At 70.6% G+C, this 26,241-nt stretch carries 23 protein-coding genes; 4 read left to right on the top strand and 19 right to left on the bottom strand.

From position 1 onward, the window contains the following. Nucleotides 1-9: 9 nt before the first annotated feature. The 16 genes from P8A18_RS34090 to P8A18_RS34015 form a co-directional block, all read right to left on the bottom strand. Nucleotides 10-1,599: an acyl-CoA carboxylase subunit beta gene (locus P8A18_RS34090; RefSeq protein ID WP_306061677.1), complete on the bottom strand. Its 1,590-nt coding sequence runs from the start codon at nucleotides 1,597-1,599 to the stop codon at nucleotides 10-12. A gap of 7 nt (nucleotides 1,600-1,606) precedes the next feature. Continuing rightward, nucleotides 1,607-3,040 (bottom strand): MFS transporter, encoded by a 1,434-nt coding sequence (locus P8A18_RS34085; RefSeq protein WP_306061675.1) that lies wholly within the window; start codon nucleotides 3,038-3,040, stop codon nucleotides 1,607-1,609. A gap of 56 nt (nucleotides 3,041-3,096) precedes the next feature. Further along, nucleotides 3,097-5,454, bottom strand: coding sequence for an SDR family oxidoreductase (locus P8A18_RS34080; RefSeq protein WP_306061673.1), 2,358 nt, complete (start codon nucleotides 5,452-5,454; stop codon nucleotides 3,097-3,099). Nucleotides 5,455-5,456: 2 nt separating this feature from the next. After that, complete coding sequence (locus tag P8A18_RS34075) at nucleotides 5,457-6,413, bottom strand: aromatase/cyclase (RefSeq protein WP_306061671.1); 957 nt, start codon at nucleotides 6,411-6,413, stop codon at nucleotides 5,457-5,459. Nucleotides 6,414-6,447: 34 nt separating this feature from the next. Then, nucleotides 6,448-7,239 (bottom strand): 3-oxoacyl-ACP reductase FabG, encoded by a 792-nt coding sequence (gene fabG / locus P8A18_RS34070; RefSeq protein WP_306061669.1) that lies wholly within the window; start codon nucleotides 7,237-7,239, stop codon nucleotides 6,448-6,450. Nucleotides 7,240-7,297: 58 nt separating this feature from the next. Then, the gene (locus tag P8A18_RS34065) at nucleotides 7,298-7,567 is read right to left on the bottom strand and encodes an acyl carrier protein (RefSeq protein WP_306061667.1); all 270 of its coding nucleotides are present in this window, start codon (nucleotides 7,565-7,567) and stop codon (nucleotides 7,298-7,300) included. A gap of 74 nt (nucleotides 7,568-7,641) precedes the next feature. Beyond that, complete coding sequence (locus tag P8A18_RS34060) at nucleotides 7,642-8,862, bottom strand: ketosynthase chain-length factor (protein ID WP_306061665.1); 1,221 nt, start codon at nucleotides 8,860-8,862, stop codon at nucleotides 7,642-7,644. Beyond that, nucleotides 8,859-10,130, bottom strand: a complete 1,272-nt coding sequence (locus tag P8A18_RS34055; RefSeq protein ID WP_306061663.1) for a beta-ketoacyl-[acyl-carrier-protein] synthase family protein — start codon at nucleotides 10,128-10,130, stop codon at nucleotides 8,859-8,861. The genes P8A18_RS34060 and P8A18_RS34055 overlap by 4 nt, the downstream gene beginning before the upstream one ends. After that, nucleotides 10,127-10,456, bottom strand: coding sequence for a TcmI family type II polyketide cyclase (locus P8A18_RS34050; protein WP_018554454.1), 330 nt, complete (start codon nucleotides 10,454-10,456; stop codon nucleotides 10,127-10,129). Before P8A18_RS34050 ends, P8A18_RS34055 begins: the two co-directional genes overlap by 4 nt. Nucleotides 10,457-10,489: 33 nt before the next feature. Next, nucleotides 10,490-11,959 (bottom strand): FAD-dependent monooxygenase, encoded by a 1,470-nt coding sequence (locus P8A18_RS34045; protein WP_306061661.1) that lies wholly within the window; start codon nucleotides 11,957-11,959, stop codon nucleotides 10,490-10,492. A 91-nt stretch (nucleotides 11,960-12,050) separates the two neighbouring features. Then, entirely contained in the window at nucleotides 12,051-12,689 is a 639-nt protein-coding gene (locus P8A18_RS34040) for an antibiotic biosynthesis monooxygenase family protein (protein WP_306061659.1), read from the bottom strand. A 110-nt stretch (nucleotides 12,690-12,799) separates the two neighbouring features. Continuing rightward, nucleotides 12,800-13,459, bottom strand: a complete 660-nt coding sequence (locus tag P8A18_RS34035; RefSeq protein WP_306061657.1) for an antibiotic biosynthesis monooxygenase — start codon at nucleotides 13,457-13,459, stop codon at nucleotides 12,800-12,802. A gap of 31 nt (nucleotides 13,460-13,490) precedes the next feature. Then, nucleotides 13,491-14,984, bottom strand: a complete 1,494-nt coding sequence (locus P8A18_RS34030; protein WP_306061655.1) for an FAD-dependent monooxygenase — start codon at nucleotides 14,982-14,984, stop codon at nucleotides 13,491-13,493. A 6-nt stretch (nucleotides 14,985-14,990) separates the two neighbouring features. Beyond that, complete coding sequence (locus tag P8A18_RS34025) at nucleotides 14,991-15,236, bottom strand: ferredoxin (RefSeq protein WP_306061653.1); 246 nt, start codon at nucleotides 15,234-15,236, stop codon at nucleotides 14,991-14,993. 33 nt (nucleotides 15,237-15,269) lie between these two features. Continuing rightward, complete coding sequence (locus P8A18_RS34020; protein WP_306061651.1) at nucleotides 15,270-16,532, bottom strand: cytochrome P450; 1,263 nt, start codon at nucleotides 16,530-16,532, stop codon at nucleotides 15,270-15,272. Nucleotides 16,533-16,563: 31 nt separating this feature from the next. After that, nucleotides 16,564-17,463 carry an SCO6745 family protein gene (locus P8A18_RS34015; RefSeq protein ID WP_371933816.1) on the bottom strand — a complete coding sequence of 300 codons (900 nt, stop codon included), beginning with the start codon at nucleotides 17,461-17,463 and terminating at the stop codon, nucleotides 16,564-16,566. A gap of 669 nt (nucleotides 17,464-18,132) precedes the next feature. Here P8A18_RS34015 and P8A18_RS34010 point away from each other — a divergent pair. Together P8A18_RS34010 and P8A18_RS34005 are read left to right on the top strand one after the other, a co-directional pair. Beyond that, on the top strand, nucleotides 18,133-18,666 hold the full coding sequence (locus P8A18_RS34010; RefSeq protein WP_306061647.1) for an OvmZ protein: 534 nt from the start codon (nucleotides 18,133-18,135) through the stop codon (nucleotides 18,664-18,666). Beyond that, the gene (locus P8A18_RS34005; RefSeq protein WP_018554463.1) at nucleotides 18,663-18,860 is read left to right on the top strand and encodes a MerR family transcriptional regulator; all 198 of its coding nucleotides are present in this window, start codon (nucleotides 18,663-18,665) and stop codon (nucleotides 18,858-18,860) included. Before P8A18_RS34010 ends, P8A18_RS34005 begins: the two co-directional genes overlap by 4 nt. 73 nt (nucleotides 18,861-18,933) lie before the next feature. Here P8A18_RS34005 and P8A18_RS34000 read toward each other — a convergent pair whose 3' ends face one another. The 3 genes from P8A18_RS34000 to metF form a co-directional block, all read right to left on the bottom strand. Continuing rightward, on the bottom strand, nucleotides 18,934-20,127 hold the full coding sequence (locus tag P8A18_RS34000; RefSeq protein WP_306061645.1) for a 3-deoxy-7-phosphoheptulonate synthase: 1,194 nt from the start codon (nucleotides 20,125-20,127) through the stop codon (nucleotides 18,934-18,936). 171 nt (nucleotides 20,128-20,298) lie between these two features. Then, the gene (locus P8A18_RS33995; protein WP_306061643.1) at nucleotides 20,299-20,493 is read right to left on the bottom strand and encodes a hypothetical protein; all 195 of its coding nucleotides are present in this window, start codon (nucleotides 20,491-20,493) and stop codon (nucleotides 20,299-20,301) included. A 33-nt stretch (nucleotides 20,494-20,526) separates the two neighbouring features. Further along, nucleotides 20,527-21,432, bottom strand: a complete 906-nt coding sequence (metF, locus tag P8A18_RS33990; RefSeq protein WP_018554466.1) for a methylenetetrahydrofolate reductase [NAD(P)H] — start codon at nucleotides 21,430-21,432, stop codon at nucleotides 20,527-20,529. Between the two features lie 3,072 nt (nucleotides 21,433-24,504). Between metF and P8A18_RS33985 the strand changes: the two genes are divergently transcribed. Both P8A18_RS33985 and P8A18_RS33980 read left to right on the top strand, forming a co-directional pair. Continuing rightward, nucleotides 24,505-25,431 carry a ParA family protein gene (locus P8A18_RS33985; RefSeq protein WP_018554467.1) on the top strand — a complete coding sequence of 309 codons (927 nt, stop codon included), beginning with the start codon at nucleotides 24,505-24,507 and terminating at the stop codon, nucleotides 25,429-25,431. Then, nucleotides 25,428-26,045 (top strand): hypothetical protein, encoded by a 618-nt coding sequence (locus P8A18_RS33980; RefSeq protein ID WP_306061640.1) that lies wholly within the window; start codon nucleotides 25,428-25,430, stop codon nucleotides 26,043-26,045. The genes P8A18_RS33985 and P8A18_RS33980 overlap by 4 nt, the downstream gene beginning before the upstream one ends. Nucleotides 26,046-26,241: the final 196 nt, after the last annotated feature.

The raw sequence follows: 26,241 nt of genomic DNA, 5'->3' as shown, positions 1-26,241 counted from the left end.
GGTTCTCCGTCACAGAGGGGGGTTGCCGTGCTTGCGGGAGGGCAGTTCGGCGTGCTTGTCGCGCAGCATCGCGAGCGATCCGATGAGGGTCTCGCGGGTCGTCCGGGGGTCGATGACGTCGTCCACGAGGCCGCGTTCGGCCGCGTAGTACGGATGCATGAGCTGGGAGCGGTACTCCTCGATCTTCTGCCGCCGCATCGCCTCGGGGTCGTCGGCGCTGTTGATCTCGCGGCGGAAGATGACGTTGGCCGCGCCCTCCGCCCCCATGACCGCGATCTCGTTGCCGGGCCAGGCAAAAGACAGGTCGGTTCCGATGGACCTTGAGTCCATCACGATGTAGGCACCACCGTATGCCTTGCGAACCACGACCGAGACTCTAGGAACGGTGGCGTTGCAGTAGGCGTAGAGCAGCTTCGCGCCGTGCCGGATGATGCCGTTGTGCTCCTGTTCGATGCCGGGCAGGAAGCCGGGTACGTCGATGAGTGTGACCAGCGGGATGTTGAAGGCGTCGCAGAACTGGACGAAGCGGGCCGCCTTCTCGCTGGCCCGGATGTCCAGTACCCCGGCGGTGGTGGCCGGCTGGTTGGCGACGATGCCGACGACCTCGCCGCCGAGGCGGGCCAGGACGCAGAGGCTGTTGCCCGCCCAGCCGGAGTGGATCTCGAAGAAGTCCCCGTTGTCGACGATCTCCTCGATGACGGCGCGCATGTCGTAGACCCGGCCGGGGTCGGCGGGGACCAGGTCGAGCAGTGCGTCGCTCCGCCGGTCGTGCGGGTCGTCGGACAGGACGGTCGGGGCGAGTTCACGGTTGTTGGAGGGCAGCAGTCCGATGAGGTAGCGGACCTCGGCGATGCAGGTCTCCTCGTCGTCGTACGCGAAGTGCGCGACGCCCGAGGTCTCCGCGTGCACGTCGGCGCCGCCGAGGCCGTTCTGCGTGATCTCCTCGCCCGTGACCGCCTTGACGACGTCCGGACCGGTGATGAACATCTGCGAGGTCTCACGGACCATGAACACGAAGTCGGTGAGGGCGGGACTGTAGGCCGCGCCGCCCGCACACGGACCGAGCATCACGCTGATCTGCGGGATGACACCCGACGCCCTGGTATTGCGCTGGAAGATCCCCCCGTACCCGGCGAGCGCCGAGACGCCCTCCTGGATACGGGCACCCGCGCCGTCGTTCAGCGAGACCAGCGGCGCACCGGCCGAGATCGCCATGTCCATGATCTTGTGGATCTTCGTCGCGTGGGCCTCACCCAGCGCACCACCGAAGATCCGAAAATCATGCGCGTACACGAACACCGTCCGGCCATCCACCGTGCCCCACCCGGTGATCACACCATCGGTGTACGGCTTCTTCGCCTCCAGGCCGAAACCCGTCGCCCGATGCCGGCGCAACTGCTCCACCTCATGAAACGAACCCTCATCGAGCAGCAGCGCGATGCGCTCACGCGCCGTCAGCTTGCCCTTGGCGTGCTGCCGGTCGGTGGCGGCCGGGTCCGGGCCGTGCCGGGCCTCGTCCTTGATCAGCCGGAGTTCCTCCAGGCGCTCGTACAGCGTCCATTCGGTACGCCGGGCCGGAGTCGTGTCGGTTACGGACATCGGTGCGTCACTCTCCTCTGGATGGTTTCTCGACCCGGGCCCGACCGTCTCTCAAGCCGCTGAGCCCGGCGAGCAGCCCGGCCACGGCGACGGCGGTGACGAGCAGGAACGCCGCGCGGTCGTCGGACCGGCCGACGGCCAGCGCCGCGGCCAGGGCCGGCACGACGACGGCGGCGACCTGCACGGCACTCTGGTAGAGACCGATGGCGGCCGCCCGGTCGACGGCGGCCAGCCGGGAGGTGGCCTGGGTGTTCAGCGCGGCGAAGGCCAGCACGAACCCCGCGCCGACCAGCAGCAGGGCCGGCAGCACGTCGGTGACGTAGCGCTCCGGGACCGGGTGGCGCAGGCAGAGCGCCGCGCCCAGGACCGGGCCCAGCGCCCCCAGCGTGATCAGCCGGGCGGTGCCGTAACGGGCGATCAGCTTCCGGGACAGCAGTGCCGTGACGGCCAGTGGCACGCTGGCGGGCAGGAGTGCCAGGGCGGTGCGCGGCGGGGACCAGCCGAGGCCGGTCTGCAGCCGGGCCGTCAGGATCAGCAGCAGCCCCAGGTTCACGCCGTTCAGCGCGGCGGCCCCGGCCATCGAGCGGAGCAGCGTGCGGTTGCGCAGCAGCCGGCCCTGGATCAGCGGCCGGGGCGCGGTGCGCTCCGCGGCGACGAGGAGCGCGCCCAGCACCACGGCCAGCGTCAGCGGGCCGGCCGCGCGCGCGTCGAGCCAGCCGTGGGCCGGCACCGAGACGATGCCCTGCACCAGGCACACCAGGGCCCCGGTCAGGGCGAGCGCACCGGGCACGTCGAAGTGGCGCGGGGTGCCCGGGGGCGGGGCGGAGGGCGCGGGGCCGCGCGGGATCAGGCGTACGGCGAAGGCGAACAGGACCAGGACGATGGGGGCCGGGAAGGCGACGGTCCAGCGCCAGCTGACCGCGGTCAGCAGACCCGACAGCACCAGGCCCGCGGCGAACCCGGAACCGCCGAAGAGGGTGTAGACGGACACCGCGCGCTCGCGGCTCCGCCCCGCCGGGAACTCCGAGGCGATGATCGCGAGGCCGGTGGGCGCGGTCAGCGCGGCGAAGAAGCCCTTCAGTATCCGGGTGGCCACCAGCACGGCGGGTTCGTCGGTCAGCCCGCCCGCCAGGGACGCCGCGGCGAAGCCGAGCAGCGCCCACAGATAGACGCGGCGCCGGCCGAGGAGTTCCACGAGCCGGCCGCCGAAGAGGATGAGCCCGCCGAAGCCGACGGCGAAGCCGGTGATCAGCCACTGCGCCCCGGTCAGCGACAGGCCGAGCGCCTTGCCCGCCGCCGGCATGGCCACGATCATCGCCGACACTTCGAGGGCGTCGATGAGCATGTTCCCGGCCAGGACGAACAGCAGCCCCCACAGCCGGGGGCTCCACCGCTCCCCTGCGGCGGGCGGGGAGCCGAAGGAATCCTGAGTGCGTGTCATGGGCATCGTCCGAGCTCCTTCACTCCGTCCGGCTCCCGTTCCGTCCCTGCCTCCGCTCAGCCCAGGAGGGTGCCTCCGGTGGCGTCGAGGAACGCCCCGGTGACCCAGCGGGCGTCGTCGCTCGCCAGGAACGCCACCACGTCGGCGACGTCCCTCGGCTCGCCCACCCGGCCGAACGCAGACAGCTGCCCCATCTGCTCGACGGCCTCCGGGATGTCGAAGACCGGGTTGTCGTTGCGCGTGATGCCGGGCGCGACGCTGTTGATGGTGATGCCGCGCGGCGCGAGGTACTTGGCGAAGTGCAGCGCCAGCTGTTCGACGGCGCCCTTCGTCATCGCGTAGGCGATCTCCTCCGGGTTGGCGAAGTGGGTCAGCCCGGACGTGATGTTGATGACCCGGCCGCCGTCGGTCAGGTTCTTCAGGGCCCGCTGGATCGCGAAGAACGGCGCCTTGGCGTTGACCGCGAAGAGCCGGTCGAACTGCTCGGGTGTCGTGGCGTCGGCCGCGACCCCGCCGCCCATGATCCCGGCGTTGTTGACGAGGATGTCCAGGTCGACGGTGCCGGTACGTTCCTTCAGGCCCTGCTCCAGGCCGAGGAAGAGTTCGTGGACGTCGCCGGGCACGCCCAGCTCCGCCCGGACGGCGAAGGCCCTGCCGCCGTCCTTCTCGATCGTGGCGACGACGTCGTCCGCCGCCCGGCCGCCGCTGGAGCTGTGTACGACGACGAGTGCGCCTTCCCTGGCCAGCCGCAGGGCGATGGCCCGGCCGATGCCCCGGCTGGAACCGGTCACCAGCGCCGTCTTGCCCGTGAACCTGTTCATACCTGCGTCTCTCCCATGTGAGGTGGTGTGTGAGGGTGCGCCGACGGCCGGGCCGCCGGGTGCGGCCGGGGGCGGGGACTGGGTGCGGGCGGGGGTGCGATGCGGCGTGCGGGTGAGGTCGTACGCGGTCCCGCTCGCCGCCGGTTCGCCGAACCAGCGCCGCAGGGCCGCGCCGAGCCCGGCCGGCTCCACCTCGCCGCTGCCGCCCCGGGGCCGCTCCTCGTCGGCCCACACGACGTATCCGTCCGGCCGGATCAGCACGGTGGCCCCCGGGTCGGGGACGGCCGCCGGCGTACCGTCCGTGACGAGGTCGACCCGGTCGCTCCAGGGGGCCAGGGCCCGCCGCAGCCCGGCCGCCCGGTCCGGCGCGTCGGTGTGCGGCCGCAGCAGGCCCCGGGAGCCGTGCCCCTGGTGGCCGTGGGCCAGGCGGCGGCCCAGGAGTTCGTGGGTACCGGGGCCGGTGTCGTACCGGATATCGAGGCCGGAGATCATCGCGGCGAGGTGGGCGCGCACCGGTTCCCGCCGTACGAGTTCGGCGACGACCTCCCGTACCGCCTCCACCTCGGCGCCGCCCAGGAGCAGCAGGGCCTGGGCCTTGATGTTGCCGAGGGCCCGGGAGCCGACCGCGTGCCGCTCCGTGTGGTAGCTGTCGAGCAGGCCTTCGGGGGCCCGCCCGGTCACCTGGAGGGCGAGTTTCCAGCCGAGGTTGGCGGCGTCCTGGAGCCCGAGGTTGAGGGCCTGGCCGCCGATGGGCATCTGCTGGTGGGCGGCGTCGCCCGCGAACAGCACCCGCCCCTGCCGGTAGTGGGCCACCTGCCGGGCGGCGTCCGCGAAGGAGTTCACCCACAGGGCGTCGCCGTGCCCGATGTCCTCCCCGGTGACCCGCTGCCAGAGGTCGCGGATCTCGGCGAATCCGGGCGCCCCTGACCGCTCCCGGGCCGGGGTGCCGAACTCGTGCGCCATCACCCGGGTCACGCCCTGCGGGTTGCGGGCCGCGATGGCCAGTCCCCGGGGCAGCCGCTGGAAGCGCCGGGCGGGGATGTCGATACCGGCGACGTCGGCGCGGATCAGCTCCCGGCGTGCGGGCTCGCCGGGGAAGGCCGCTCCGGTCAGCCGGCGGACGGTGCTGTCCTCGCCGTCGCACGCGACGAGGTACCGGGCGCTGACCGGTCCTCGCGGGCCCGCCGTCTCGGCCGTCACATGGTCCGGGTGTGCGGTCAGCCCGGTCACCTCGTGGCCGGGCCGCAGGTCGGCGCCCAGGGACAGCGCCCACTCGCGCAGGGCGGCCTCGGTGCTGGTCTGCGGGATCTTCCACTGCCCCGGATACGGGGACGGCAGGGTCAGGTCGAGCGGGATGCCGCCGAAGTGGCCCATGACGTCGTTGGGCAGGGGCCCCAGCCGGTCCAGAAGGCCGCGGCTGTCGAGGATCTCCATCGTGCGGGCGTGCAGCGTGGACGCCCGCGACTCCGTTCCGGGCTCCGCCCGGCGCTCCAGCACCACCACCTGCGCCCCGCCGAGCCTGAGTTCGCCCGCGAGGAGCAGCCCGACCGGTCCCGCTCCGACGACGACGACATCGCAGTCCAGGGCGGCCACGGTCAGCTCTTGCTCTCGGCGTGGCTGTCGCTCTCGGCGTACTCCTTGGCGTAACCGAGCGTGGCGCGGCTGTTGGTGCTCAGGGCGCCGTGCACATAGGCGCGGGCGTCCTCGACGGTCGCCTCCTCGCCCAGGACACGGGCGATGTTGGCCGTGTTGAGCACCACGGTGTGCTGGGAGACGGCGGTGACGCCGCCGTCATCCTCCTCGGTGAAGGTCCAGCAGCCGGTGTGCAGGGTCATGAGCGCGGGCAGCGTGATCTGCTTGTACGCGATCTTCTGGTGCGGGAAGGCCACCCGGTAGGACTTGGTGGTGTGCACGGAGCCGTCCCGGGCGCGGGTGTCCATCTCCAGGGTCTGGAGCCCGGGAGCGTCCTCGCCGAAGCGGACGGAGGCCACGTGCGGCAGCCGCTCGGCCCACAGGCCGGCTTCGTTGATGAAGTCGAAGGCGTCCTTGGCCGGTCCGTCGATCCGCACGCTGTCCTCGAAGGAGAAGGTCAGTTCCTTCGACGCGTGCGCGAGTTCGACGTTGGTCCTGAGCGCGGCCAGTTCCGAGCGGGAGTTGCGGTCGACGGCCTCCTCGATCCACTTCAGGCCGTCCGGGTCGTCGTCGATGGCCCGGTAGTCGTGCAGGAGCCGGACGCGGGAGTCCCCGCCGGGGAGCGGTTCGATGATCCAGGTGCCGCCCATGGCCGCGACGGGCGGGGTGGAGACCTCCTGGCGGAATTCGATGCGCAGCCCCTCGGGGTCGAGGGTGCGGCGGGACGTCCAGTTCTTCGCGGTGCCGTTGGCGGTGGCCCAGATCCGGATGCGCTCGTCGGTGCCGGTCCGTTCGGCGACGTCGACGTGGATGGTGGGCGGGAATATCCGTGGCCAGTTCTCCACCTCCGCGATCAGGCGGTAGACGTCGGCCGCGGGCGCGGCCACGGTGATCTCGTGCTCGACGTGCTGGGTCGTCATGACGTGTCTCCTAGCGAGGGTTGCTCGGGAGGGATCAGAAGTTGCCGAGTCCGCCGCAGACGTTGAGCGCCTGGGCCGTGATCGATGCCGCGGTGTCCGAGGTCAGGTAGCCGACGAGGCCGGCCACTTCCTCGGGGGTCGAGTAGCGGCCGAGCGGGATCTTCGCGGAGAAGCGCTTCATGATCGCGGCCTCGTCGGTGTCGTACGCCGCCGCGTAGCCCTGGCGCACCCGCTGGGCCATGGGGGTCTCGACGTAGCCGGGGCAGACGGCGTTGACGGTGATACCGGTCGGGGCGAGTTCGTTGCCGAGCGCCTTGGTGAAGCCGACCACGCCGTGTTTGGAGGCCGAGTAGGGCGCTCCGAGGACGACGCCCTGCTTGCCGGCGGTGGAGGCGATGTTGATGATGCGGCCCCGGCTCTTGTCCCGCATGCCGCCCGCGTTCAGCACGGCGCGGGTCATCCGGAAGACGCTGTTGAGGTTGGTGTCGATGACATCGGCCCACAGCTCGTCGTCGATGTCGGCGGTGACGCCGCCGCCGCTGCGGCCCGCGTTGTTCACCAGGACGTCGACGGTGCCGTAGCGCTGCACGGCGGCGCGCACGAACTCCTCGACGCCCTCCGGGGACCGGACGTCGAGCGTCGCGCCGTCGACGTCGAGGCCCTCCTCCCGCAGCTCCTTGACGGTGGAGGCCACGTTCTCGGCGTTGCGGGCCCCGATGTAGACCCGGTGGCCCTGGCCGGCCAGCAGCCGGGCGACGGCGAGACCGATTCCGCTGGTGGCGCCGGTGACGACGGCGACCCTGGTGTCCTGAGTGTCCTGTGACATGGCTGCTCCCGTGAACGGTGGATGAGGTGCGTGCGGTACGCGAGAGGTGCGGCGGGGGTCAGGCCGCGGCGTCCTCGGCCAGGTGCTCGTTGACGGCTCCGACCAGGGCGCGCGGGGTCGTCGCGTCGGCCAGGATGGAGTCGGAGATCGTGATGCCGTAGGTGCGTTCGATCCGGCTGCTGGTCTCCAGCAGTGCCAGGGAGTCGTAGCCGAGGTCCTCGAACTCCTGGTCCAGGATGTCGGTGTCGAGGTCCACGTCCTCCGCGGCGCCGGAGCCTTCGAGCAGGATTCGCTTGAGGTCCTCGATCGTGAACGGCTGAGTGCTCACCGTCTGTCCTGCCTTCCTTCTGAGGGTTCGTGCCGGTTGTGTACGGGAGAGAGGTCGTGCCGTGTCCGGCCGGATCAGCCGGTGGGGGCGGTGCGCAGCAGCACCGCGGAGTTGAAGCCGCCGTGGCCGCGGGCCAGCACCAGCGCGGTGTTCACCCGGGCGGGCCGGGCGTCGCCGGTGACGAGGTCAAGGCCGAGGGCCGGGTCGGGTTCGGTGTTGGTGCTGGGCGGGATCAGCCCGGATTCCATCGCCAGCAGCGCGGTGGCCAGGTCGAGCGGTGCCGCCCCGGAGTAGAGGCGGCCGGTCATCGTCTTCGGCGCGGTGACGGCGACCGCGCGCGGCCCGAAGACCGTGTTGATCGCGTCGGCCTCGGCCCGGTCCAGTTCCGGTACGGCCGCCGCGTCGGCGAAGACCACGTCGACGTCGCCGGGCGCGGTGCCGGCGTCGGCCAGGGCCAGTTCGATGGCCTTGCGCAGGCCGGGTTCGGCGCCGCTGCCGGGCTTCGGGTCGAACGTGGCGCCGTATCCGGCGACCTCGCCGTAGATCCGGGCGCCGCGGCGGCGCGCCTTGTCGGCCTGTTCCAGGATGAGCATCGCGCCGCCCTCGCCCGCGACGTGGCCGGCGGCCCGGGGGTCGAACGGCAGGTAGGCGCGGGCGGGGTCCTCGACGGTGCTCAGGCGTCCGCTCGCGAGCTGGGCGACCCAGCCCCAGGGGCAGACGGAGGCGTCGATGCTGCCGGAGACGATCATCCCGGTGCCCTTGCGGATCTGGCGGCGCGCGTGCGCGACGGCGTCGAGGCCGCCCGCCTGGTCGCTCACCAGGACACCGCTGGGCCCCTTCATGCCGTTGCGGATGGAGATCTGGCCGCTGTTGACGGCGTAGAACCAGGCGAAGGACTGGTAGGCGCTGACGTGCTGGCTGCCCTTGCTCCACAGCTTCCGCAGCTCGTTCTGGCCGAACTCGAAGCCGCCCGACGAGCTGGCCGTGACGACGCCCATCTCGAAGCCCTCGGCCTCCTGGGGCTTGATTCCGGCGTCGGCCAGGGCCCAGTCGGTGGCGACCAGGGCGAGCCGGGTCATCCGGTCCGTCTGCGGGAGCAGCCGGCTCGGCAGGTGTTCCTTCGCGTCGAAGCCGGGCACCTCGCCGGCCAGCTTCGCCGGGTAGCCCGAGCCGTCGAACCGGGTGAGGGGTCCGATTCCGCTCCGCCCCTCGCGGGTGGCCTCCCAGAAGTCCTCCTTGCCCAGGCCGTTGGGGGCGGCGACGCCCAGACCGGTGATCACGACCGATGTCGTCATCGCGTGCTCCCTTCGACCCGCGCCAGCACCATGGCGCTCTGGAATCCGCCGAATCCGCTGCCCACGGTGAGCACCGTGTCCGTGCGGTGGTCCCGCGCGGTGAGCGGCACGTAGTCGAGGTCGCACTCGGGGTCGGCTGTGTGCAGGTTGGCCGTGGGGGGAACGACGTTGTTCTCCATGGCCAGGGCGCAGGCGGCGATCTCGATGGATCCGATCGCGCCCAGCGAGTGCCCCACCATCGACTTGATGGAGCTGACCGGGGTGCGGTAGGCGTGGTCGCCGAGGCTCTTCTTGAACGCGGCGGTCTCGTGCCGGTCGTTCTGCTTGGTGCCGGAGCCGTGCGCGTTGATGTAGTCGATACGGTCACCGGCGATCCGGGCCTCGTCCAGGGCCACCCTGATGGCCTCGGCCATCTCCTCGCCGTCGGGGCGCAGCCCGGTCATGTGGAAGGCGTTGCAGCGGGAGGCGTAGCCGGAGATCTCGGCGTAGATGTGCGCGCCCCGCCGCCGGGCGCTCTCCAGTTCCTCCAGGACGAACACCGCGGACCCCTCGCCCAGGACGAATCCGTTGCGGGTGCCGTCGAAGGGCCGGGAGGCCTGCTCGGGGGCGTCGTCGCGCGGGGTGGTCGCCTTGATCGCGTCGAAGCACGCCATCGTGATCGGGGAGATCGGGGCGTCGGAGGCTCCGGCGATCATGACGTCCACCGAGCCCTCGCGCAGCAGCTCGACGGCGTATCCGACGGAGTCCAGGCCGGAGGTGCAGCCGGTCGACACGACGGTGCTGGGGCCCTGCGCGCCCACGGCCCAGGCGACCTCGGCGGCGAAGGAGCTGGGGACGAAGTAGTTGTAGAGGTGGGGGATGGCGTACTCGTGGTCGACCAGGTCCAGCCGGCCCTCGTCGCTGACGACGCGGTACTCCTCGTCGAGCCCCATGGTCGCGCCGACCGCGCTGCCGATCGTGACGCCGAGCCGGTACGGGTCCATGGCGCCCACGTCGAGGCCGCTGTCGGCGACCGCTTCCCGGGTGGCGACGATCGCGAGCTGCGCCGCCCGGTCCATGCGCCGGATCTCCTGGGGGCTCAGGCCGCTCGCCTCGGCGTCGAAGTCGATCTCGGCGGCCACCCGGGACCGGAACGGCGCGGGGTCGAAGAAGGTGATGCCGCGGGTGGCGGTGCGGCCCTCGCTGAGCAGGCTCCAGAAGTCCTTGACCCCGACGCCGCCGGGGGCGAGGACGCCGATGCCGGTGATGACCACCCTGCGCCCGGTCACGCGGAACCATCCCAGTGGTAGAAGCGGGTCGCCATCGCGTCGGCGGGCGAGCGCCAGGTGGCGGGGTCGTAGGCCTCGATGAACGGCTTGAGGTCGTCGCTGATGGCGATGAACCGGGGGTCGGTCTTGGCCTGTTCGATCAGCCGGCCGCCGTTGTCCTCGTCGAATTCCTGGAGGTGGAAGTACAGGCCGCGGTAGGAGAACAGCTGGCGGCGCCGGGTGCCCATGAGGTGCGGCATCTCCGTCTTGTCGAAGGCCTCGAACAGACCGGCTACATCGGGTCCGGAACCCGGGTCCATCCGCGCGACGATCAAGGTGCTGTGCATGGTCTCTTCTCTCTTCTCTGGGGTGTACGGGGGTCAGCGCGCCGGTCCGAACCAGCGCTCCAGGGCCATCGGGAGGTCGCTGTGGCTTCCCGGTGCGGCCCAGGCCACGTAGCCGTCGGGGCGGATGAGAACGGCGGTGGTGCCGTCCAGTGATCCGTCGTCCGGCAGGGCCTTCGGTTCGGCGGTCACCACGTCCACGCGGTCCGTCCAGCCGGCCGCGCGGCGGCGCAGTTCGGTGTTGTCCGTGAGGTCGAGGAGGACGCCGCGGGCGCCGTGCAGGGCCTCGGTGCTGCTGCCGGGGCTGGTGATGCCGGTCAGCCGCAGGTCCGGCATCCGGCGGCCGAGCAGGGGGTGGGTGCCGGCGGCGATGCCGTAGCGGATCTCCAGTCCGCTGACCATGGCGGCCAGGTGGCGGCCGACCGGTTCGTAGGCGATGAGTTCCTTGAAGACGTCCCGCAGGGGCTGGACCTCGGCGCCGCTGAGGAACAGCAGGCCCTGGGCCCGGGTGTTCATCAGGAGGCGCTTGCCCACGGGGTGGCGTTCGTCGTGGTAGGTGTCCAGGAACGCGTCGTCCATCCGGCCCCGGACGACGGCCGCGAGCTTCCAGCCGAGGTTGACGGCGTCCTGGATGCTGGTGTTCATGCCCTGGCCGCCGGCCGGCAGGTGGATGTGCGCGGAGTCGCCGGCCAGCAGGACGCGGCCCTGCCGGTAGTGGGTGGCCTGGCGGGTGGCGTCCCCGAAGGAGCTGACCCAGACCGGTTCGCCGTGGGAGATGTCGTCCCCGGTCAGCCGCTTCCAGGCGGCGGCCACCTCGTCGTACGACGGCGGGGTCTCGCGCCGCTGGGGCGGTGTTCCGCGCTCGCACACGATCAGCCGGGTGACGCCGCCCGGGAGCGGTCCCACCATGACCATGCCGCCGGGCAGTGTCTCGCCGATCATGCGGGGCGACAGGTCGAGCCCCTTCACGTCGGCGAGGAACATCTCCATCGTCGAGGCGGTGCCGGGGAATTCGAATCCGGCTTCCTTGCGGACCAGGCTGCGCCCGCCGTCGCATCCCACGAGGTAGGGCGCGGTCAGCCGGTGGACGCCTTCGGGGCCGCGTACCTCCGCCTCGACGTGGTCTCCGGCGTCCTTGACGGAGAGCAGTTCGTGGCTGCGCCGTATGTCGCCGCCTAGGGAGGTGACCCACTCCTCCAGCACGGTTTCGGTGTGTGACTGGGGGATGGTCTTGGCGGCCTGGTGGGCGCCGTCCAGGATGGAGAAGTCGATCGGCAGGCCGCCGAAGTGTCCCTGGTCGCTGACCTCGATGTCACCGAACCGGGAGAGCAGACCGCGCTGGTCGAAGACCTCCATCGTGCGGGCGGTGAAGCCCAGTCCCCGTGATTCCCCGGTCCGCCGGGCGAGCTTTTCGAGGACGACGACGTCGACCCCGGCCAGCCGCAGTTCACCGGCGAGCATCATTCCGGCCGGTCCGGCTCCGACGACGATCACTTGAGTGTCCATGCACCCTCCTTGTTCGGTCCTGCGCGGGACGATCCGGAAAAGACGAACGGCCCAGGTCCGAGGACCTGGGCCGTTCCGGGAAGCCGTGAAGTCAGCGGGTCACGGCACCCGCGAGGACGTACCTCTTGCCGCCTATGCCGCGGACGCCGGGCATCGTGATGGCCTCCAGGCACTCCTTGGGGCGGCTGCTCTTCATGAAGCCCACATGGGCGTCCTCGTCGACCCACTCGGCCCAGTTGAGGACGCGGGTGCCGTCGAGGCTGATGTGGAAGTGGGAGGCGACCAGGCCGGGGAACGGGGTGCCGAGCGGCCCGTCGATGAGGTTGTCGATCGAGCGCCGCTGCCGGTCCCGGCCGTCCACGTCGAAGACGGGGGGCACCAGCATGGTGGGGACGCTGCCGGGTTCCAGGACCCGGCCCCGGTAGAGCTTGTAGCGGACCGGCTCGGTGGTGTTCTCGTCCGGTTCGCCTAGGCCGCCGTCCCGTACGAACGCGCGGTAGGCGTCGTCGGAGGTCCACTGGGCGTACGTGAGCACGTTCTCGCCCTCGGTGCTGGTGAAGACGCTCACGGAGAGGAAGCCCTCGGGCAGCGAACCGTTTCTGTACGGGGCCAGGACCCGTTCCGCCTCCGCGCGCTGGTGTCCGGGGCCCCCGACGTACAGCGGGGTCACGAGCGCGACTCCGGTATCCGTGCGGGCGACGTCCGGAAAGGGACTGGGGGCATCGGCCATGGGCTTCTCCTTCGTGCCGTCACTGTCGGACCGTCATCACTGCCGGGCCGTCAACCATGATGGCAAAAGCCGGAGTCCAATGATCCGATTTGTACCCTGTCAGCCATTCATCAGGAGCCGATGGCGCGATACAGGTGGTAGCGGGTGAAGCCGATGGGGCGGACGCCCGGGGTCCGGGTGGCCAGGCGCAGCGACCGGTGCCGGGTGGCGCCCTCCAGGAACGCGATGTGCTCCTCGTCGCTCGTCCACTCGGCGAAGTTGATGACGCGGGTGCCGTCGACGCTGAGGTGGAAGTGGGAGGCGATCAGTCCGCGCTGGTCGGTACGGGGTGACTTCTCGATGTTCTCCGTGACGGAGGAGACGATGTGCTCCTGGCGTTCGCGGCCGTCGACGTCGAAGCTGGCGATGACCACCGAGGCGGCCGGCCCGGTCCCGGGGGCGAGCGGCACGCTCCGGTGCAGGCGGTACTCGACCGGCTCGACCCGTGCGGCCGGCGTGGGCAGGGCGCGGATGAAGGGGCGGTAGCCGTCGGGGTGCGCGCACTGGGCGTACGTCATCGCGGTGAAGTCGTCGCTGCCGGTGCTCAGGTAGCAGGAGAAGGAGAGGATGTCCGCGGGCCGGGACGCCTCTTCCCAGGCGTCCGCGATCTCGTCGAGAACGGCGCGGCCCTGCTCCTGACCGGCCACGTGCCAGTAGGTCATGAAGACGGCGTGCGCGTCCCCGCGGTCGATGACGGGTGCGGCCGCCTGCTGGGTCCGGGTCCTGGTCATGGTCGTCTCCTGTCTCGTGGGGTGGCCGGGCTCAGCCGGTGGGCTCGCCGAAGCAGTGGTGCAGGGCGGTGGAGAGGTCGCCGGATCCGGCCACCCAGGCCACGTAGCCGTCGGGGCGCACCAGTACGGCGTCGGCGTCGACCGTCTCGCCGGCCGGTCCGGTGCCGTCGGGGCGGGCGGAGCGTACGACGTCCACCCGGGGCGCCCAGCGGCCGGCGGTGCGCGCGGGTGCGGGGTCGGTGCCCAGGGACAGCAGGACGCCGCGGGCGGGGTGGAGCAGCCGGGTGCTGCGGGTCTTCTCCCCGTCGTCCAGGACCAGCGGGATGTCCGGCAGCCGCCGCCCGAGCAGCGGGTGGTCGCCGGGTCCGACGTCGTAGCGGATCTCCAGGCCGCTGACGAGCCCCGCCAGCAGCAGTGCGGCCTCCTCGCCGCCGAAGACCTGGGTGAGGACGTCGCGCAGGGGCTGCATCTCGGGTCCGCCGAGGAACAGTGAGGCCTGGGCCCGGGTGTTGCGCAGCAGTTCGGCGCCGACCGGGTGGCGTTCCGTGTGGTAGCTGTCCAGGAGTGTTCCGGGTACGCGGCCGGTGACGACGGCGCCCAGTTTCCAGCCGAGGTTGACGGCGTCCTGGATGCTGACGTTCATGCCCTGGCCGCTGGCGGGCAGGTGGACGTGCGCGGCGTCCCCGGCGAGCAGGACCCGGCCCTTGCGGTACGCGGACGCCTGTCTGGCCGCGTCCCCGAAGGAGCTGACCCAGACGGGTGTGGCGCCGGTGATGTCGTCGCCGCTGACCCGTTTCCAGGCGTCGGCCACTTCGCTGAAGGCCGGGGGCCCGGTGCGTTCCCGCGGCGCCCTGCCGTGCTCGGAGACGACGATCCGGACCATTCCGCCGCCCAGGGGTGCGGCGAGCAGCATGCCTCCGGGGCGGCGCTCGCCGGACCATTTCGGCGGGAGCCGGAGGTCCTTCACATCGGCGAGCAGCAGTTCGGCGGTGGCGTCGGTGCCGGGGAAGTCGAAGCCGCCGGCCCGGCGGACGGTGCTGCGGCCGCCGTCGCACCCGACGAGGTAGGACGCGGTCAGCCCGGCCTCGCCGTCGGGGCCGTCGGCCCATACCTCGACCCGGTCGCCGTTGTCGGTGAAGCGGGTCAGCCGGTGGCCGCGCCGGATGTCGGCGCCGAGCTCCGCCGCCCACTCCCCCAGCGCGGCGACGGTACGGGCCTGGGAGATGCCGGTGACACTGGCGTGGCGTCCGTCGCCGGTCGCGAAGTCGACCGGGACGCTGCCGAAGTGGCCGCCGGGGGAACGTTTCAGCTCACCGAACCTCGGCAGCAGCCCGCGCTGGTCGAACACCTCCAGGGTGCGGGCGGTGAATCCCATGCCGCGCGACTCGGCGGTCGGCCCGCTCTCCTGTTCCAGGACCACGACCTCGGCACCGGCCAGCCGTAGTTCGGCGGCCAGCATGAGCCCCGCGGGTCCCGCTCCTGCCACGACGACGTCGGTGTCCCGCTGTGCGGACTGCCCCTGCATGCCGTCTCACCCCTTGCTCTCGTGTGCGTTCTCGCGTGCGGCCGCGCCGGGGCCCTTCTCGGTGACGGTGATCGCGCCGGTCGGGCAGCAGTCTGCGATGGACCGCAGCAGCTCCGTCCGTTCGTCGCCTCCGTCGCCGGGCAGTGGCACGGCGAGTCCTTCGTCGTCCAGGAGGAACAGGTCCTGTGCCATCGACTCGCACAGCCCCGTCCCGAGGCACAGCGTGCGGTCGATCCGGGCGGAGGCGCTCATGACGGCCGCCCGGGGCCGTTGGGGGCACGCACGTCAGGCCTCCCGGGATGCCCGCGCGGCGGCCTTCGGCGACGCGGCGACGGGCAGCGCGACCAGGCGGCGGATCGCCCAGTTGTCGATGTACCGCACGGAGTCCCGGGGCGCGTCGAGGACCAGTTCCGGGAAGCGGTCGATGAGGGCGGGGATGGCGATGGCGCCCTCCAGACGGGCCAGTGCCGCGCCCAGGCAGTTGTGCAGCCCGTGCCCGAAGCCGACGTGCCGGTGGCCCTGGCGCCCGAGGTCCAGCAGCTCGGGCCGTTCGAAGCGGCGCGGGTCGCGGTTGGCCGCCAGGAGTCCGACGATCACCGGGGCACCTGCGGGCAGGACGGTGCCGGCGAGTTCCACCTCCTGTGTGGTGACCCGGAACAGGGCGGTGCTCAGCGCCCCGTCGTAGCGCAGGAGTTCCTCGACGGCCGGTTCGGCCAGCTCGGGCCGGGCCCGCAGCAGCTCGGCCTGGCCGGGGTGGTCGAGCAGCGAGAGGACGGCGTTGCCGATGAAGCCGCGCACGGTGTCGCTGCCGCCCATGATGATGGCGGCGACGAGGCCGATCAGCTCGTCCTCGGTCAGCTCCTCGTCGTCGTCCACGCCCCGGATCAGGGCGGAGGTCAGGTCGTCGGCGGGCTTGCTGCGCTTGTCGGCGACCAGTTCGGCCGCGTACTCGCAGATCCGGCCGAACGCCTCGGGCACCTTGTGCATGAGCGCGGGGTCGGACGGGAACGCCTCGTTGAGCGCGCTGACCAGTTCGCGGTGGCGTTCGATGCGCATGCCGAGGATCTCGCCCAGGACGCCGGCGGACACCTCGCCCGCGTAGTCGTCCATGACGTCGAAGGTGTCGCGGCGCGCGCAGTCGGCGAGGACCCGGTCGACCTGTTCCTGGACGGTCGTGCGCCACTGTTCCACCCGCCGGGTGGTGAAGGCCCCCATCGCCCGCCGCCGCAGCTTGGTGTGGTGCGGCGGGTCGACCACGGAGATGCCACGCCCCAGGATGGTGCCCTCGGCGGCGACCAGGCCGGCGGCGCGGAACTCGTCGTTGGCCCAGGTGGAGGCCTCCGCGCTGTAGCGCTGGTCGGCGAGTACGGCCTTGACGTCGTCGTAGCGGGTCACGAGCCAGGTTCTTACGTCGCCGGCCGGGAAGCGGAACTCGTGGACCGGGGAGTTCTCCCGCAGCCAGGCGAGGGTGGTGTGCGGGTCCTGGTAGTAGGCGGGCGAGAACAGGGCGGCGGGTGGTTGCGCCGGTGTCGGCGTCGACAGCGTCATGGCTGGTCCTCTCCGGGGGCGGGCTGCGGGGTCAGAGCGCGTTCCAGACATCGGCCGCGGGCGCGAAGAAGCCGCGCAGCGGGGGCGGGAAGACCCCGGCGTCGGCGGCGGTCCCGACGAGCCGGTGCACGTAGCGGGCCAGCCGTTCGACGCCCGCGGCTCCCAGGGCGTCGTAGGGGCGGCGGTCGAGCCGGGTCGTCTCCGCCTCCACTTCGTCCCTGAGCGCCGTGCCGCGCGGGGTGATCCTGCCCTCCGCGTCGACCAGTCCGCGGTCGGCGAGGCGCTCCCGTCCGGCCGACCACTCGGCCTCCGTCCAGCCGCGCATGGGCATGACGATCTCCTTGGCCATGCCGTGGCTGCTGGCGCAGTCGATCACGAGCGAGTCGACGCCGGTCAGTTCGAAGTGGCCGAGGACGGCGACGTGTCCGTCGCCCCGGTGCTCGCGCAGCATCGTCGCCGCGTGCCACAGGGCCGTGTGGGGGCGTTCCGGCAGGTCGAGCGCGGAGTTCGCCGCGTACAGCGGGCGTCCGGGCAGCGCACCCGCCTCGGCCGCGGCGGTCGCGAGCTTCGCCGCCTCCGACAGCTCCGCGGAGCGCACGGTCTCGGTCCCCAGCAGGCGTTCGAGGGCGGCGGCGACGGCGTTCTCGCGGGCCCGCAGGGCCTGTCCGGGCGATATGAGATCCCAGAGCGCGGGAATTCTTTCGGCGACGAGACGGGGGGCGAAGGAGTTGAATACAGCAGTCACCACAGCGGGGTCCACGATGCCCAGTGCGGACGCGCGGCCGGCAAGGTAGACGCTCGAATGATCATCGATGCCGAACGGCCCGACTTCGGTGGCCAAATCGCTTGTGAAATAGGGAATTGAATGAAGCGCGTTCACTGCCTGAGCGCAATGACGCGCGTATCCGTGATTTCTGTCCTGCTGATCCATGAAGCCCTCAAGGCTGGGTGTCGTGGTCGGCATGAAAACCGCTGGAGTCTGGCATGAATACCGCTTGAGCGAATGCAGACGGGCACGCAATGGGTGTGCCGGAAGGGAAGGAAGCCACCGCGCGGAAGGCGCGGGTGGCAATAAGGGAGCGGAGCCTTGCGCCGGCTGCCCTGGATCGGACACCGATCCGGATTTGCGCAGACCAGTGGCCCGCGAGAAGTGTGACAGTTGCCCGTGACAGATGTCAACAACAGTTTTCCGGTGGGCCAGTTGGTTGATCTGTAGTGAGTCCCGAGGGAAGTGATGCGACGCACACGAGGCCTTCTTGACACGTCCGAGTCGGCGGGCGCGACAATTGATGGGCATATGGCCGACACCGTACCGGCGAAGTAAATGCCCTCTTCGCCCGATTTGGTTATGGCGTGATTACTCCCACGCCCACATGGGGACATCTCAGCAAGGTGACGAGCCGGAAGGCATGGGCACGTTCCGGCCGTCACGAGGACGCCGACCGTAAGAACAGGACGCTCGGTCTACAGGGGATGCGAGGCCAAAATCGTGCAGCATCAGCAGGATTACTCGGAAGCATCACAACGATCCAAGAGTCATCACTACGCACCCGAAGCGGAATCGTCGCTGGATTCTCCGGCGGAAAGACTGAGCGCAAAGTTGCGGGACGTCAAAGAGGTCTACCGGGACAGCGAGGAGGAGCTGGCCGTCCTGAGCGGAGGGCCGGTGGAGCGTGTCAGCGGCACCCAGCCGGTGGGCCTGCGCCTCGACGACCGGATGCTGACGCTGCGTTCGCAGGTCACCGATCTCCTGTGCTCCTGGGCCGGGCTCGTGGTCTCCGAGCGCGGGCTTCCGCCCGTGCCCGGTACGGAGGTCCCGACGCTCCTCCGCTTCCTGGCCGGCCATGTCCGGTGGCTGGCCGAACACCCGGCGGCCCAGGACCTGGACGCCGAACTGACCGCACTCCTCGAATCGGCACGCTCACTGCTCGGCCCCCGGTCCTACGAGGTCTCCCTCGGCCTGTGCTGCCACAGCGGCTGTACGGCCCGGCTGCACGCCACGCTGTCGGGTACCCGTGACTCGGTCTACTCCCAGGTCGCCTGCGACGCCGGGCACACGGTGCCGCCCAGGGAGTGGCTGCTGCTGTCCGGCCGGACCCGGCAGGACACCGACCGGACGGGCGGTGCGGCGTGACGGCCGAAGGGCGCCGGCGCACCGTACCGACCGAACTGGCCGCGCTGGCCGCGGGCGTCAGCCCGGCGACCATCCGCAAGTGGGTGAGCCGGGGGAAGATCACCCGCTTCGGCAGCCCGCAGCGCGCCGAATACGATCTGGACGAGCTGTACGAGCTTCTGTCCCGCTCCCCCAGGCGCCCGCGCGGCGACTGATCGGGCGACTGTTCCGGCGGCTGACCCGGTGGCGCGGCAACGACCGGGAAGCACGGATCCGGCACCGGTGCGGTCATGACCGGACGGCCCACGCCGAGGTCACGGCCACGGCCTGCGACGGGGTGAGACGGGGGTCGCAGAACGAGGTGTAGCGCTCGCCGACGGAGGTCAGATCGGCCTCGGTGTCGGCGCATTCGGTGACGTCGTCGGGCGTCGTCTCCAGGTGCAGGCCACCGGGGACGCCGCCCGCGTCGCGTACGGCCACCACGAAGCGCGAGACCTCCTGCGCGACGGTCTCCACGATCCGGGTCTTGTGGCCGCCGGGCGCGGTGACGGTATTGCCGTGCACCGGGTCGGTGAGCCAGATGGCGGGGTGTCCGGCCTCGCGCACCGCCTCGACCAGGCGCGGCAGCCGGCCGGCGACCTTGTCGGCGCCCATCCGGGCGATCAGGGTGAGCCGGCCCGGTTCGCGCCAGGCGTCGAGCCGCTCGCACAGGGCCACCAGTTCCCCGGGTTCCATGGTGGGGCCCACCTTGCAGGCCACCGGGTTGGCGACCTGGGACAGCATGGCGACGTGCGCGCCGTCGAGCTGGCGGGTGCGCTCCCCGATCCAGGGCCAGTGCGTGGAGCCGAGGAAGAGCCGCCCCTCGTCGTCGGTGCGCAGCAGGGGCATCTCGTAGTCGAGCAGCAGCGCCTCGTGGCTCGTCCACACCTGGGGGCCCACGGCGTGGTGCCCGGCGCCGCGCTCGCGCCAGCCCAGGTGTTCGACGGCGTCGCCCGCGGCCATGTAGCCGGTGAGGATGCGCAGCGGGTCGAGCCGGCGGCTCTCGGAGTCCGCCTCGGGTCCGTTGACCATGTGGCCGCGGAACACGGGGAGTTCGACGCCGCCGACGACCTCGGTGGGCTGGGACCGGGGCTTGGCGAACTGCCCCGCGATGCGGCCCGCGCGCAGTACGGGTCTGCCGGCGATCAGTCCGAGGACTCCGGCGAGCAGGTCGAGCACAGCCACCTTCCGGGCGACGTGTTCGGGCCCGCACTGCTGGGGGTCCTCGGCGCAGTCGCCGGACTGCACCACCAGGGCCCTGCCCGAGGCCACGGTGGAGAGCAGCGTCCGCAAGGTGCCCACGTCGTCGGGCCGTACGAGGGCGGGGCGCGCCGCGAGTGTCTCCCTGACCCGGTTCAGCTGGAGCAGATCGGTCCATGCGGGCTGTTGCAGTGCGCCGCGGACGCTGATCTCACGGATCACGTCCTTCACGACGTCCTTCATTGCGTACTCCGATCCAACGGTGCTCTCGCTCGTGTCAGGGGACGTCGTCAAGCCGGGATGCCCGTACGCCTGACCTCGGGAGGTAGTCGAGGGGTCATCGGGAGTATCGGGCAAGCGACTTGAGACCCGGTCGAGTTCCTGTCGTGATCGGCACGCGGCGCACCGGGGGCGTCAGTCGATGCCGCGTACGACGTGCGGCTCGGCCATGTCGTCCTCGTCGATGCCCGCGAGCAGCAGTGGCGGGACGGTGCGGGAGCCTGTCCTGAGGGTCTTCGTGGGGCCGCGAGGACCCTCAGGACAGGCCCCGGGGGTGAATCGCGCCGCCTCGTGGACGAACAGAGCGTCCTGTTCCTTGGTGTCGTGCACGTGGTCCTCCGCTCTCAGCAGGTCGGTGGAGCGTCAGCGGTGGAGCATCTCCACGCGCCGTCCGCTCCTCGAACCGGTCACGGCGCGGTGGATCTCGGGCGCCGCCGTCGACCGGTTGAGCGTGATGTAGTGCAGTCCCGGTGCGCCTTCGGCGAGCAGCCGCTCGGCCATGGCGGTGGCGTACTCGACGCCGATGCGGTATCCGTGCGCCGGGTTGTCACGGGCGGCGTTCAGGCGGTGCGCCAGGTCCTCGGGGAAGGCCGCGCCGCTCAGTTCCGCGAAGCGGCTGATCTGGCGGGCGTCGGTGGCGGGCATGATCTCGGGGATGATCGGGATGTCGCAGCCGGCGGCGGCGACGCGGTCGCGCAGTCGCAGATAGTCCTCTACGTGGAAGAACATCTGGGTCAGGGCGTAGTCGGCGCCGGCCCGGCACTTGGCGACGAAGTGCCTGATGTCGCTCTCCCAGTCGGGCGAGCGGGGGTGCCGTTCGGGGAAGGCCGCCACCCCGATGCTGAAGTCGCCCAGTTCCCGGACGAGCGAGACCAGTTCGTGGGCGTGCCGGAAGCCGTCCGGGTGCGGGATCCACGGTGCGTTCGGATCGCCCGGCGGGTCCCCGCGCAGGACGAGGACGTCGCGTACGCCCGCGTCGGCGTACTGGCCGATGATGTGGCGCAGCTGGGCCACGGAGTGGCCGACCGCGGTGAGGTGGGCGACCGGGCGCAGCGTCGTTTCGGCGACGATCCGTTTGGTCACCTCGATGGTCCGGTCGCGCGAGGAGCCGCCCGCTCCGTAGGTGACGGAGACGAAGTCGGGTGCGATGCGCTCGATCCGGCGGATCGCCTGCCACAGGCCGTACATACCGGCTTCGGTCTTCGGTGGGAAGAACTCGAAGGAGAACGAGGGGTCGGGCCGGGCGAGGGTGTCACGCAGCGTTGTCACGTCCGGCCTCTCCGGCCTTGATGGTTCCGGTCACCGCCATCAGCACGGGGACTCCTTCCATCGCTTCGGATCCTCCACCATGCGGCCCCTCGCATGAGGGTCCCTCGTGAAACGCTCGAACCCGCGTCGAGGCGGCCGCCCCGCAGTTCAAGATCAACTTCTGTGAGAGCCGTTCTCCCGAACGGCGCCATGACGCGAAAACCGGCTGTCGGAGCCTCGGACGATCCTCTGCCGAGGCCGGACCGTGGACCACTGTCGAGCGTCCCCGCTCCGGACCGGACCACCACTCCCCCGCCCGGAGCGGGGTGGCGCACATCAGGCCCTGTGCCTCTCCCCCGTACGAATCGGACACGCGCCGCCATGTCGAAGCACCCCTCGGCACCGCGATGCGCTCTTCGCCAGGGCCGCGAACCAGCGACCGTCCGAGGGGGACAGCCGCTGGTCGTGGGCGCCTCGACCGAGCCCGTCGGGTGGTGCGGTTCCGGGGCCCGAGAGGGGGCGAGGCTCGGGTGAGGTACGTGGCGCGGCCTGCTCCGGGTCCGCGCGGCCGCTGCTGTCGCTCGATGCTCGGCGAGGGGCCTGGGACCGATGCTCCTGAGGGACGTGGTGCTGCCGGCCGGCCCGTATCGGTACCGACGAGCGGATTGAGGTCGAGCGTCATCGAATGCGGACGGCCGGCACGTCGTTGCGGACGGAGGGGGCACGGCTCGCTCCCGGGCCCCTCCGCCGAACGCCGACCGCTTGACGGACGGACACTTCTCGTGCGGCTCGTATCCGTTGCCGGTTGTGCGGCGTGGAGCCTCCGGCGTACGTCGTGTCCGCGCGGTGAATCCACCGGTGAGCCGCTCTTCTGTCGGCGCCGGGGTGACACGTTGTGGCGACCGTGAGAGGTCTCGAATGGGAGGATTCTCGGCCGTTGATCCTGCATTGGCGAGAGCGCGGACGGCATTGATTCAGGGGGCCTGGGAGCGCGTGAGCGTCATCGATGGATCGCTCGGGGGCCGCCCTCCGATGGGGTGGATCGCTGCTCGGGGTCTGGCGGTACGTGGAGCTGAGGCGCCGTCTCGTAGGGCTCGGGCTGCGGCGCGTGCGGTGCGCGAGGGTGGGCGCGCTGTAGGGGAGATGGTGCGCCATGGGCGGGTTGGATGAGGCCTCATAGGGGAGAGCTTGCGAGTGCGCTGTCCGGAGTGAGGACGTCCGGGGTGCGTGATGGTGGCGCCTTACGTCTTGCCACAGATGCGACCTGATGGCTGAGGACGCGGAGGCGGTGTCGCTGATTCCGGAGGCCGGAAGGGGTGCCCGAGACGGGATACTTCCACTGTGTCATGGGCCTGGGAAGTACGTCACTCAACGAGATCCATGACCATGCCCCAACCCCGTGGCCGCATACTCCTGCCACTCCCCCGACAGGTCATGGACTGGTGACGACGCCTGCTTCTCCCAACGGATGACCGTCCTGGTGGGCCGCCATACCAGAGGCCAGACACCGGGTGGGGAATCAGCAGCGAGTGACCGAGGCTGATACGTGAAGGCAGCCACCAGTCCATGTTTGCCAACGGGGGCGCCTCAGTCAGATGTGCATCTCTTTGCCCCTCGTTCATGCAGGTTCTGGAGGTACTGGTGATGGTGCGGAATCGACGCTAGAGTGCATAGGTCAGGGCGGTCAAAATGGTCACTGACCTGGGAAAACAAACAATACCGCAAACATCGGTGCAAGCTTGCGTACAACTAGGAGGCAGTGCGTGAACCATGGCCTGCTCTCCCGCATCGATGACGGTTTTGCCAGCTGGTTGGATAAGGGTGTGGCAACACACCGTTCAGAAGGCTTCCAGATCCACTTGGTTCAACGCGTATGTCTACGCCGTGACAGAAGCCTGCATGCTGGCTGGCACTCGCACCCATACACACGCGGGGGCACCAACCGCTCCATCAGCAGAGTCTCAGGCGTTCGTGCATGCGAGCACGGACGTCAATACCAAAACCGGTCTCTTAACAGGACGGGCAGTCGGCATCCGGGTAGGCATGGCACCACAGTTGCGTGCACCCATGCATGCCCGTCGCCCAGCCAGTTCGTTGACCTGTGCCCAAACACAGGTACAGGCACGGTTGCAGGCAAGGTCCTCAGCAGGCTTGCAACGACGCATGCATATCCGCCTGCCCGCCAGTCACCACACCAGCCGAACCACAGAACTCCAAGCGGGCCGGCCAGTGAGTCAGGACATCACCCGGGCTACCCAGATGCGGGCAAGTCCCTCAGTCGGCTGCCAAGCCTGTCGTCCGGTCAGCCAGCTTGCGGCCCCGCAGACCAGCACACACGCCGCCCCGCCTGCCGCCCTCATGGCCTGATGCCCGACCTGTACGCACATCCCGCAGCAAGCTTCCGTGCAGTCATCACTGCGAACAGGCTTTGAGGCAGATACCCACACCCGCGTGCAAGGGAGACAAGCAGCAGGCCGTCCCACCCCCAGGCCTGCACGCAACAGGGTCTGACGCACGGCCGGGGAACAACTGGGTCGGGCAATGCGCCGACAAGCCAGCCGGCAACTTGGTCTCTCAGTAACCCCGTAGCCACGTACGCAGGTGCGCATGGCGGGGGAGTGGCCGACCACTCCCCGGGTGGGCCCTTACATCTGCCCGGCCGTGGGCCACGATGCCGATACCTGGGTGTGTGGGTCCATGAATGTCATGATCTTCGTGCTAACTTGGGCTCCGCCCTCTCTCACTGCTTTCCTGGAGGTGACTTTCCTTGCTGAGGTGCCAACTGGCTCCCTCGCCGGGCAGTCAACGTCTTGGAATGCGATGCGAACGGCACGTACACAAGCGGCCTTCACAACTTCGGGCCACGTGGTGTCACTTGCCGGACTCCCAACCCGAAGTATCCGTATGAGCTGCGACGACGGGGGAACACGAGGGCGACTCGGTGCCGTGGAGGGCAGGTTCGGGCCCTACCGGACACCGTCTCCGACCGCCTCGGAGCGCAGAATCGTTCTGAGCGAAGTTTGACCACCCGTACCAGCTCAAAAGGGGCGCTTCGCGCCCTGTTTTCGGGCCTGAACCAGAGTGAGAGGACCCATGGCCAGCCCCTTCGAAGCGCCTGACGCTCATGCGCAGCCCCACGGCATCCCCTGGGAGTCGCTGTCGCACATCTTCATGTTCGGCAACGGCAAGGGGGGCGTCGGCAAGTCGTCCATCTCCGCTAACGCCGCGGGCAAGGCCGCTCGCAGCGGACTGCGCACCCTCATCATCGACTGCAACGCGCAGGGCAACATCGCGCGCGAGCTCGGGTACAAGCGGGCCGAGTGGAACGACGGGGGAGCGGGGCTGATCGAGTCGCTGCGCACCGGCGCACCGCTGACTCCGGTCGAGAACGTGCGGGAGAACCTGGATGTCGTCCTGGGCGGTCCCGCGCTCGGCGACGAGTTCGGAATCTTCTTCCACACGCTTCTCGCCAAGGAAGGCCCGCAGGCGTATCTGCGGCTGCTGACGTGCCTGCTGCCGATCGCGCACCGGTACCAGATCATCGTGCTCGACACCCCGCCGGAGAACCCGTCGCTCCAGCGTCTCGCCCTGGCGGCCGCGCGTTGGCTGGTCATCCCGGTCAAGAGCGACGGGGGCGCGGAGGACGGTCTCGCACAGATCGGGCTCGAGTTCTCCTACGTCAAGTTCGTCAGCCACATCAATCCGCACATCGCGCTGCTCGGCGTACTGCTGTTCGACACCGGGCGCAACTACAGCGGTATCCACGCCGATGTGCGGCTCCAGGTGCAGAAGGTGCTGGGTGCGGAGGCCCACATGTTCAAGCACCTCATCGGGCACACGGAGTCGGTGGCCAGGCTGGTGCGGAAGCGCGGTCTGCTTGTCCACGAGCTGGCGGAACAGCGGGCGAACGGCGACCGGTCCGTCCCCGGGGCCGTGACGGGGCTCGACTCGGACTACGAAGGATTCACCGAAGAGATGTTCGCAAGGGCCCTGGAGCTCAGGAAGGACGCCGCGGCATGACACCGCCGAAGAACAAGAGGACCGAAGCCCAGGACGACGAGCAGAGCATGTCGGACGAAGGCGTCGGCAACCTGTTCAGCGGGGGAGCAGCGCCGTCCGGCGCGCTCGCCGGCTGGGCCACGCCGCAGAGCCCCGCACCCGCCGCCACGTCGCCGCAGCCCGTCCCGGCCGCCGCACGCCCCGTCGTCGTACCGCAGCCCAGCCGTGAGCTCGCCGAGGAGCCCGCACCGGCGGTCGCGGACGCGGACACGGCGAAGCCGGTGGGGTTCTACGTGTCGACCAATGTGGCCACCCGCTTCCGCAAGCTGCGCAAGAGCAGCGACCTGACGCACACCCAGATCGTGTTCCTCGCGGTGGAGGCCGCCGTCGAGAAGGGGCTCGCCCAGGTGGTCGGGGACGCCCGCCGCGCGCCCAAGTTCCAGTCGAAGCTGTTCGCGGTTGCCCCGGACAACACGGACCTGCGCGGGCTCGGACCCGTACAGCTCCAGTACAAGCCGACGCGTGCGCAGCGCGGGGTCATCGACGGCCTGGTGAGCGAGGCCGGGCTGCCGGACCACACCAAGTTCCTGGCGGTCGTGCTCGACCAGTACCTGCCGGGGCGCCGGGACGTCTGAGCCCCGGCACACGGGGCTCAAGGAGCGGTCCAGCCGGGCTCGAAGACCAGCCCGGGGCGGGTGCAGAGTCCCACGGGGCTGAACGGGGCGGGGCTGAACGGGACCCACGCCTGCGGTTCAGTCCCGTGGCCATAAAACCGCAGGTCAAAGCATTTCCTGCCCACCACAACGGGTCTGACGGGGCTGAACCTCGTAG

The organism is Streptomyces sp. Mut1 (assembly GCF_030719295.1).
In the GTDB taxonomy this organism is placed as follows: Bacteria; Actinomycetota; Actinomycetes; order Streptomycetales; family Streptomycetaceae; genus Streptomyces; species Streptomyces castrisilvae.
Note: the sequence above shows the minus strand (reverse complement) of the source record. Positions and strands in the feature narration are given on the sequence as shown.

Bases quoted from the DNA above. Each gene is read 5' to 3' on its own strand.
- P8A18_RS34090 (WP_306061677.1), bottom strand. From the start codon at position 1,599: ATGTCCGTAACCGACACGACTCCGGCCCGGCGTACCGAATGGACGCTG.
- P8A18_RS34085 (WP_306061675.1), bottom strand. From the start codon at position 3,040: ATGACACGCACTCAGGATTCCTTCGGCTCCCCGCCCGCCGCAGGGGAG.
- P8A18_RS34075 (WP_306061671.1), bottom strand. From the start codon at position 6,413: ATGACGACCCAGCACGTCGAGCACGAGATCACCGTGGCCGCGCCCGCG.
- fabG (WP_306061669.1), bottom strand. From the start codon at position 7,239: ATGTCACAGGACACTCAGGACACCAGGGTCGCCGTCGTCACCGGCGCC.
- P8A18_RS34060 (WP_306061665.1), bottom strand. From the start codon at position 8,862: ATGACGACATCGGTCGTGATCACCGGTCTGGGCGTCGCCGCCCCCAAC.
- P8A18_RS34050 (WP_018554454.1), bottom strand. From the start codon at position 10,456: ATGCACAGCACCTTGATCGTCGCGCGGATGGACCCGGGTTCCGGACCC.
- P8A18_RS34045 (WP_306061661.1), bottom strand. From the start codon at position 11,959: ATGGACACTCAAGTGATCGTCGTCGGAGCCGGACCGGCCGGAATGATG.
- P8A18_RS34040 (WP_306061659.1), bottom strand. From the start codon at position 12,689: ATGGCCGATGCCCCCAGTCCCTTTCCGGACGTCGCCCGCACGGATACC.
- P8A18_RS34035 (WP_306061657.1), bottom strand. From the start codon at position 13,459: ATGACCAGGACCCGGACCCAGCAGGCGGCCGCACCCGTCATCGACCGC.
- P8A18_RS34030 (WP_306061655.1), bottom strand. From the start codon at position 14,984: ATGCAGGGGCAGTCCGCACAGCGGGACACCGACGTCGTCGTGGCAGGA.
- P8A18_RS34025 (WP_306061653.1), bottom strand. From the start codon at position 15,236: ATGAGCGCCTCCGCCCGGATCGACCGCACGCTGTGCCTCGGGACGGGG.
- P8A18_RS34020 (WP_306061651.1), bottom strand. From the start codon at position 16,532: ATGACGCTGTCGACGCCGACACCGGCGCAACCACCCGCCGCCCTGTTC.
- P8A18_RS34015 (WP_371933816.1), bottom strand. From the start codon at position 17,463: ATGGATCAGCAGGACAGAAATCACGGATACGCGCGTCATTGCGCTCAG.
- P8A18_RS34000 (WP_306061645.1), bottom strand. From the start codon at position 20,127: ATGAAGGACGTCGTGAAGGACGTGATCCGTGAGATCAGCGTCCGCGGC.
- P8A18_RS33985 (WP_018554467.1), top strand. From the start codon at position 24,505: ATGGCCAGCCCCTTCGAAGCGCCTGACGCTCATGCGCAGCCCCACGGC.
- P8A18_RS33980 (WP_306061640.1), top strand. From the start codon at position 25,428: ATGACACCGCCGAAGAACAAGAGGACCGAAGCCCAGGACGACGAGCAG.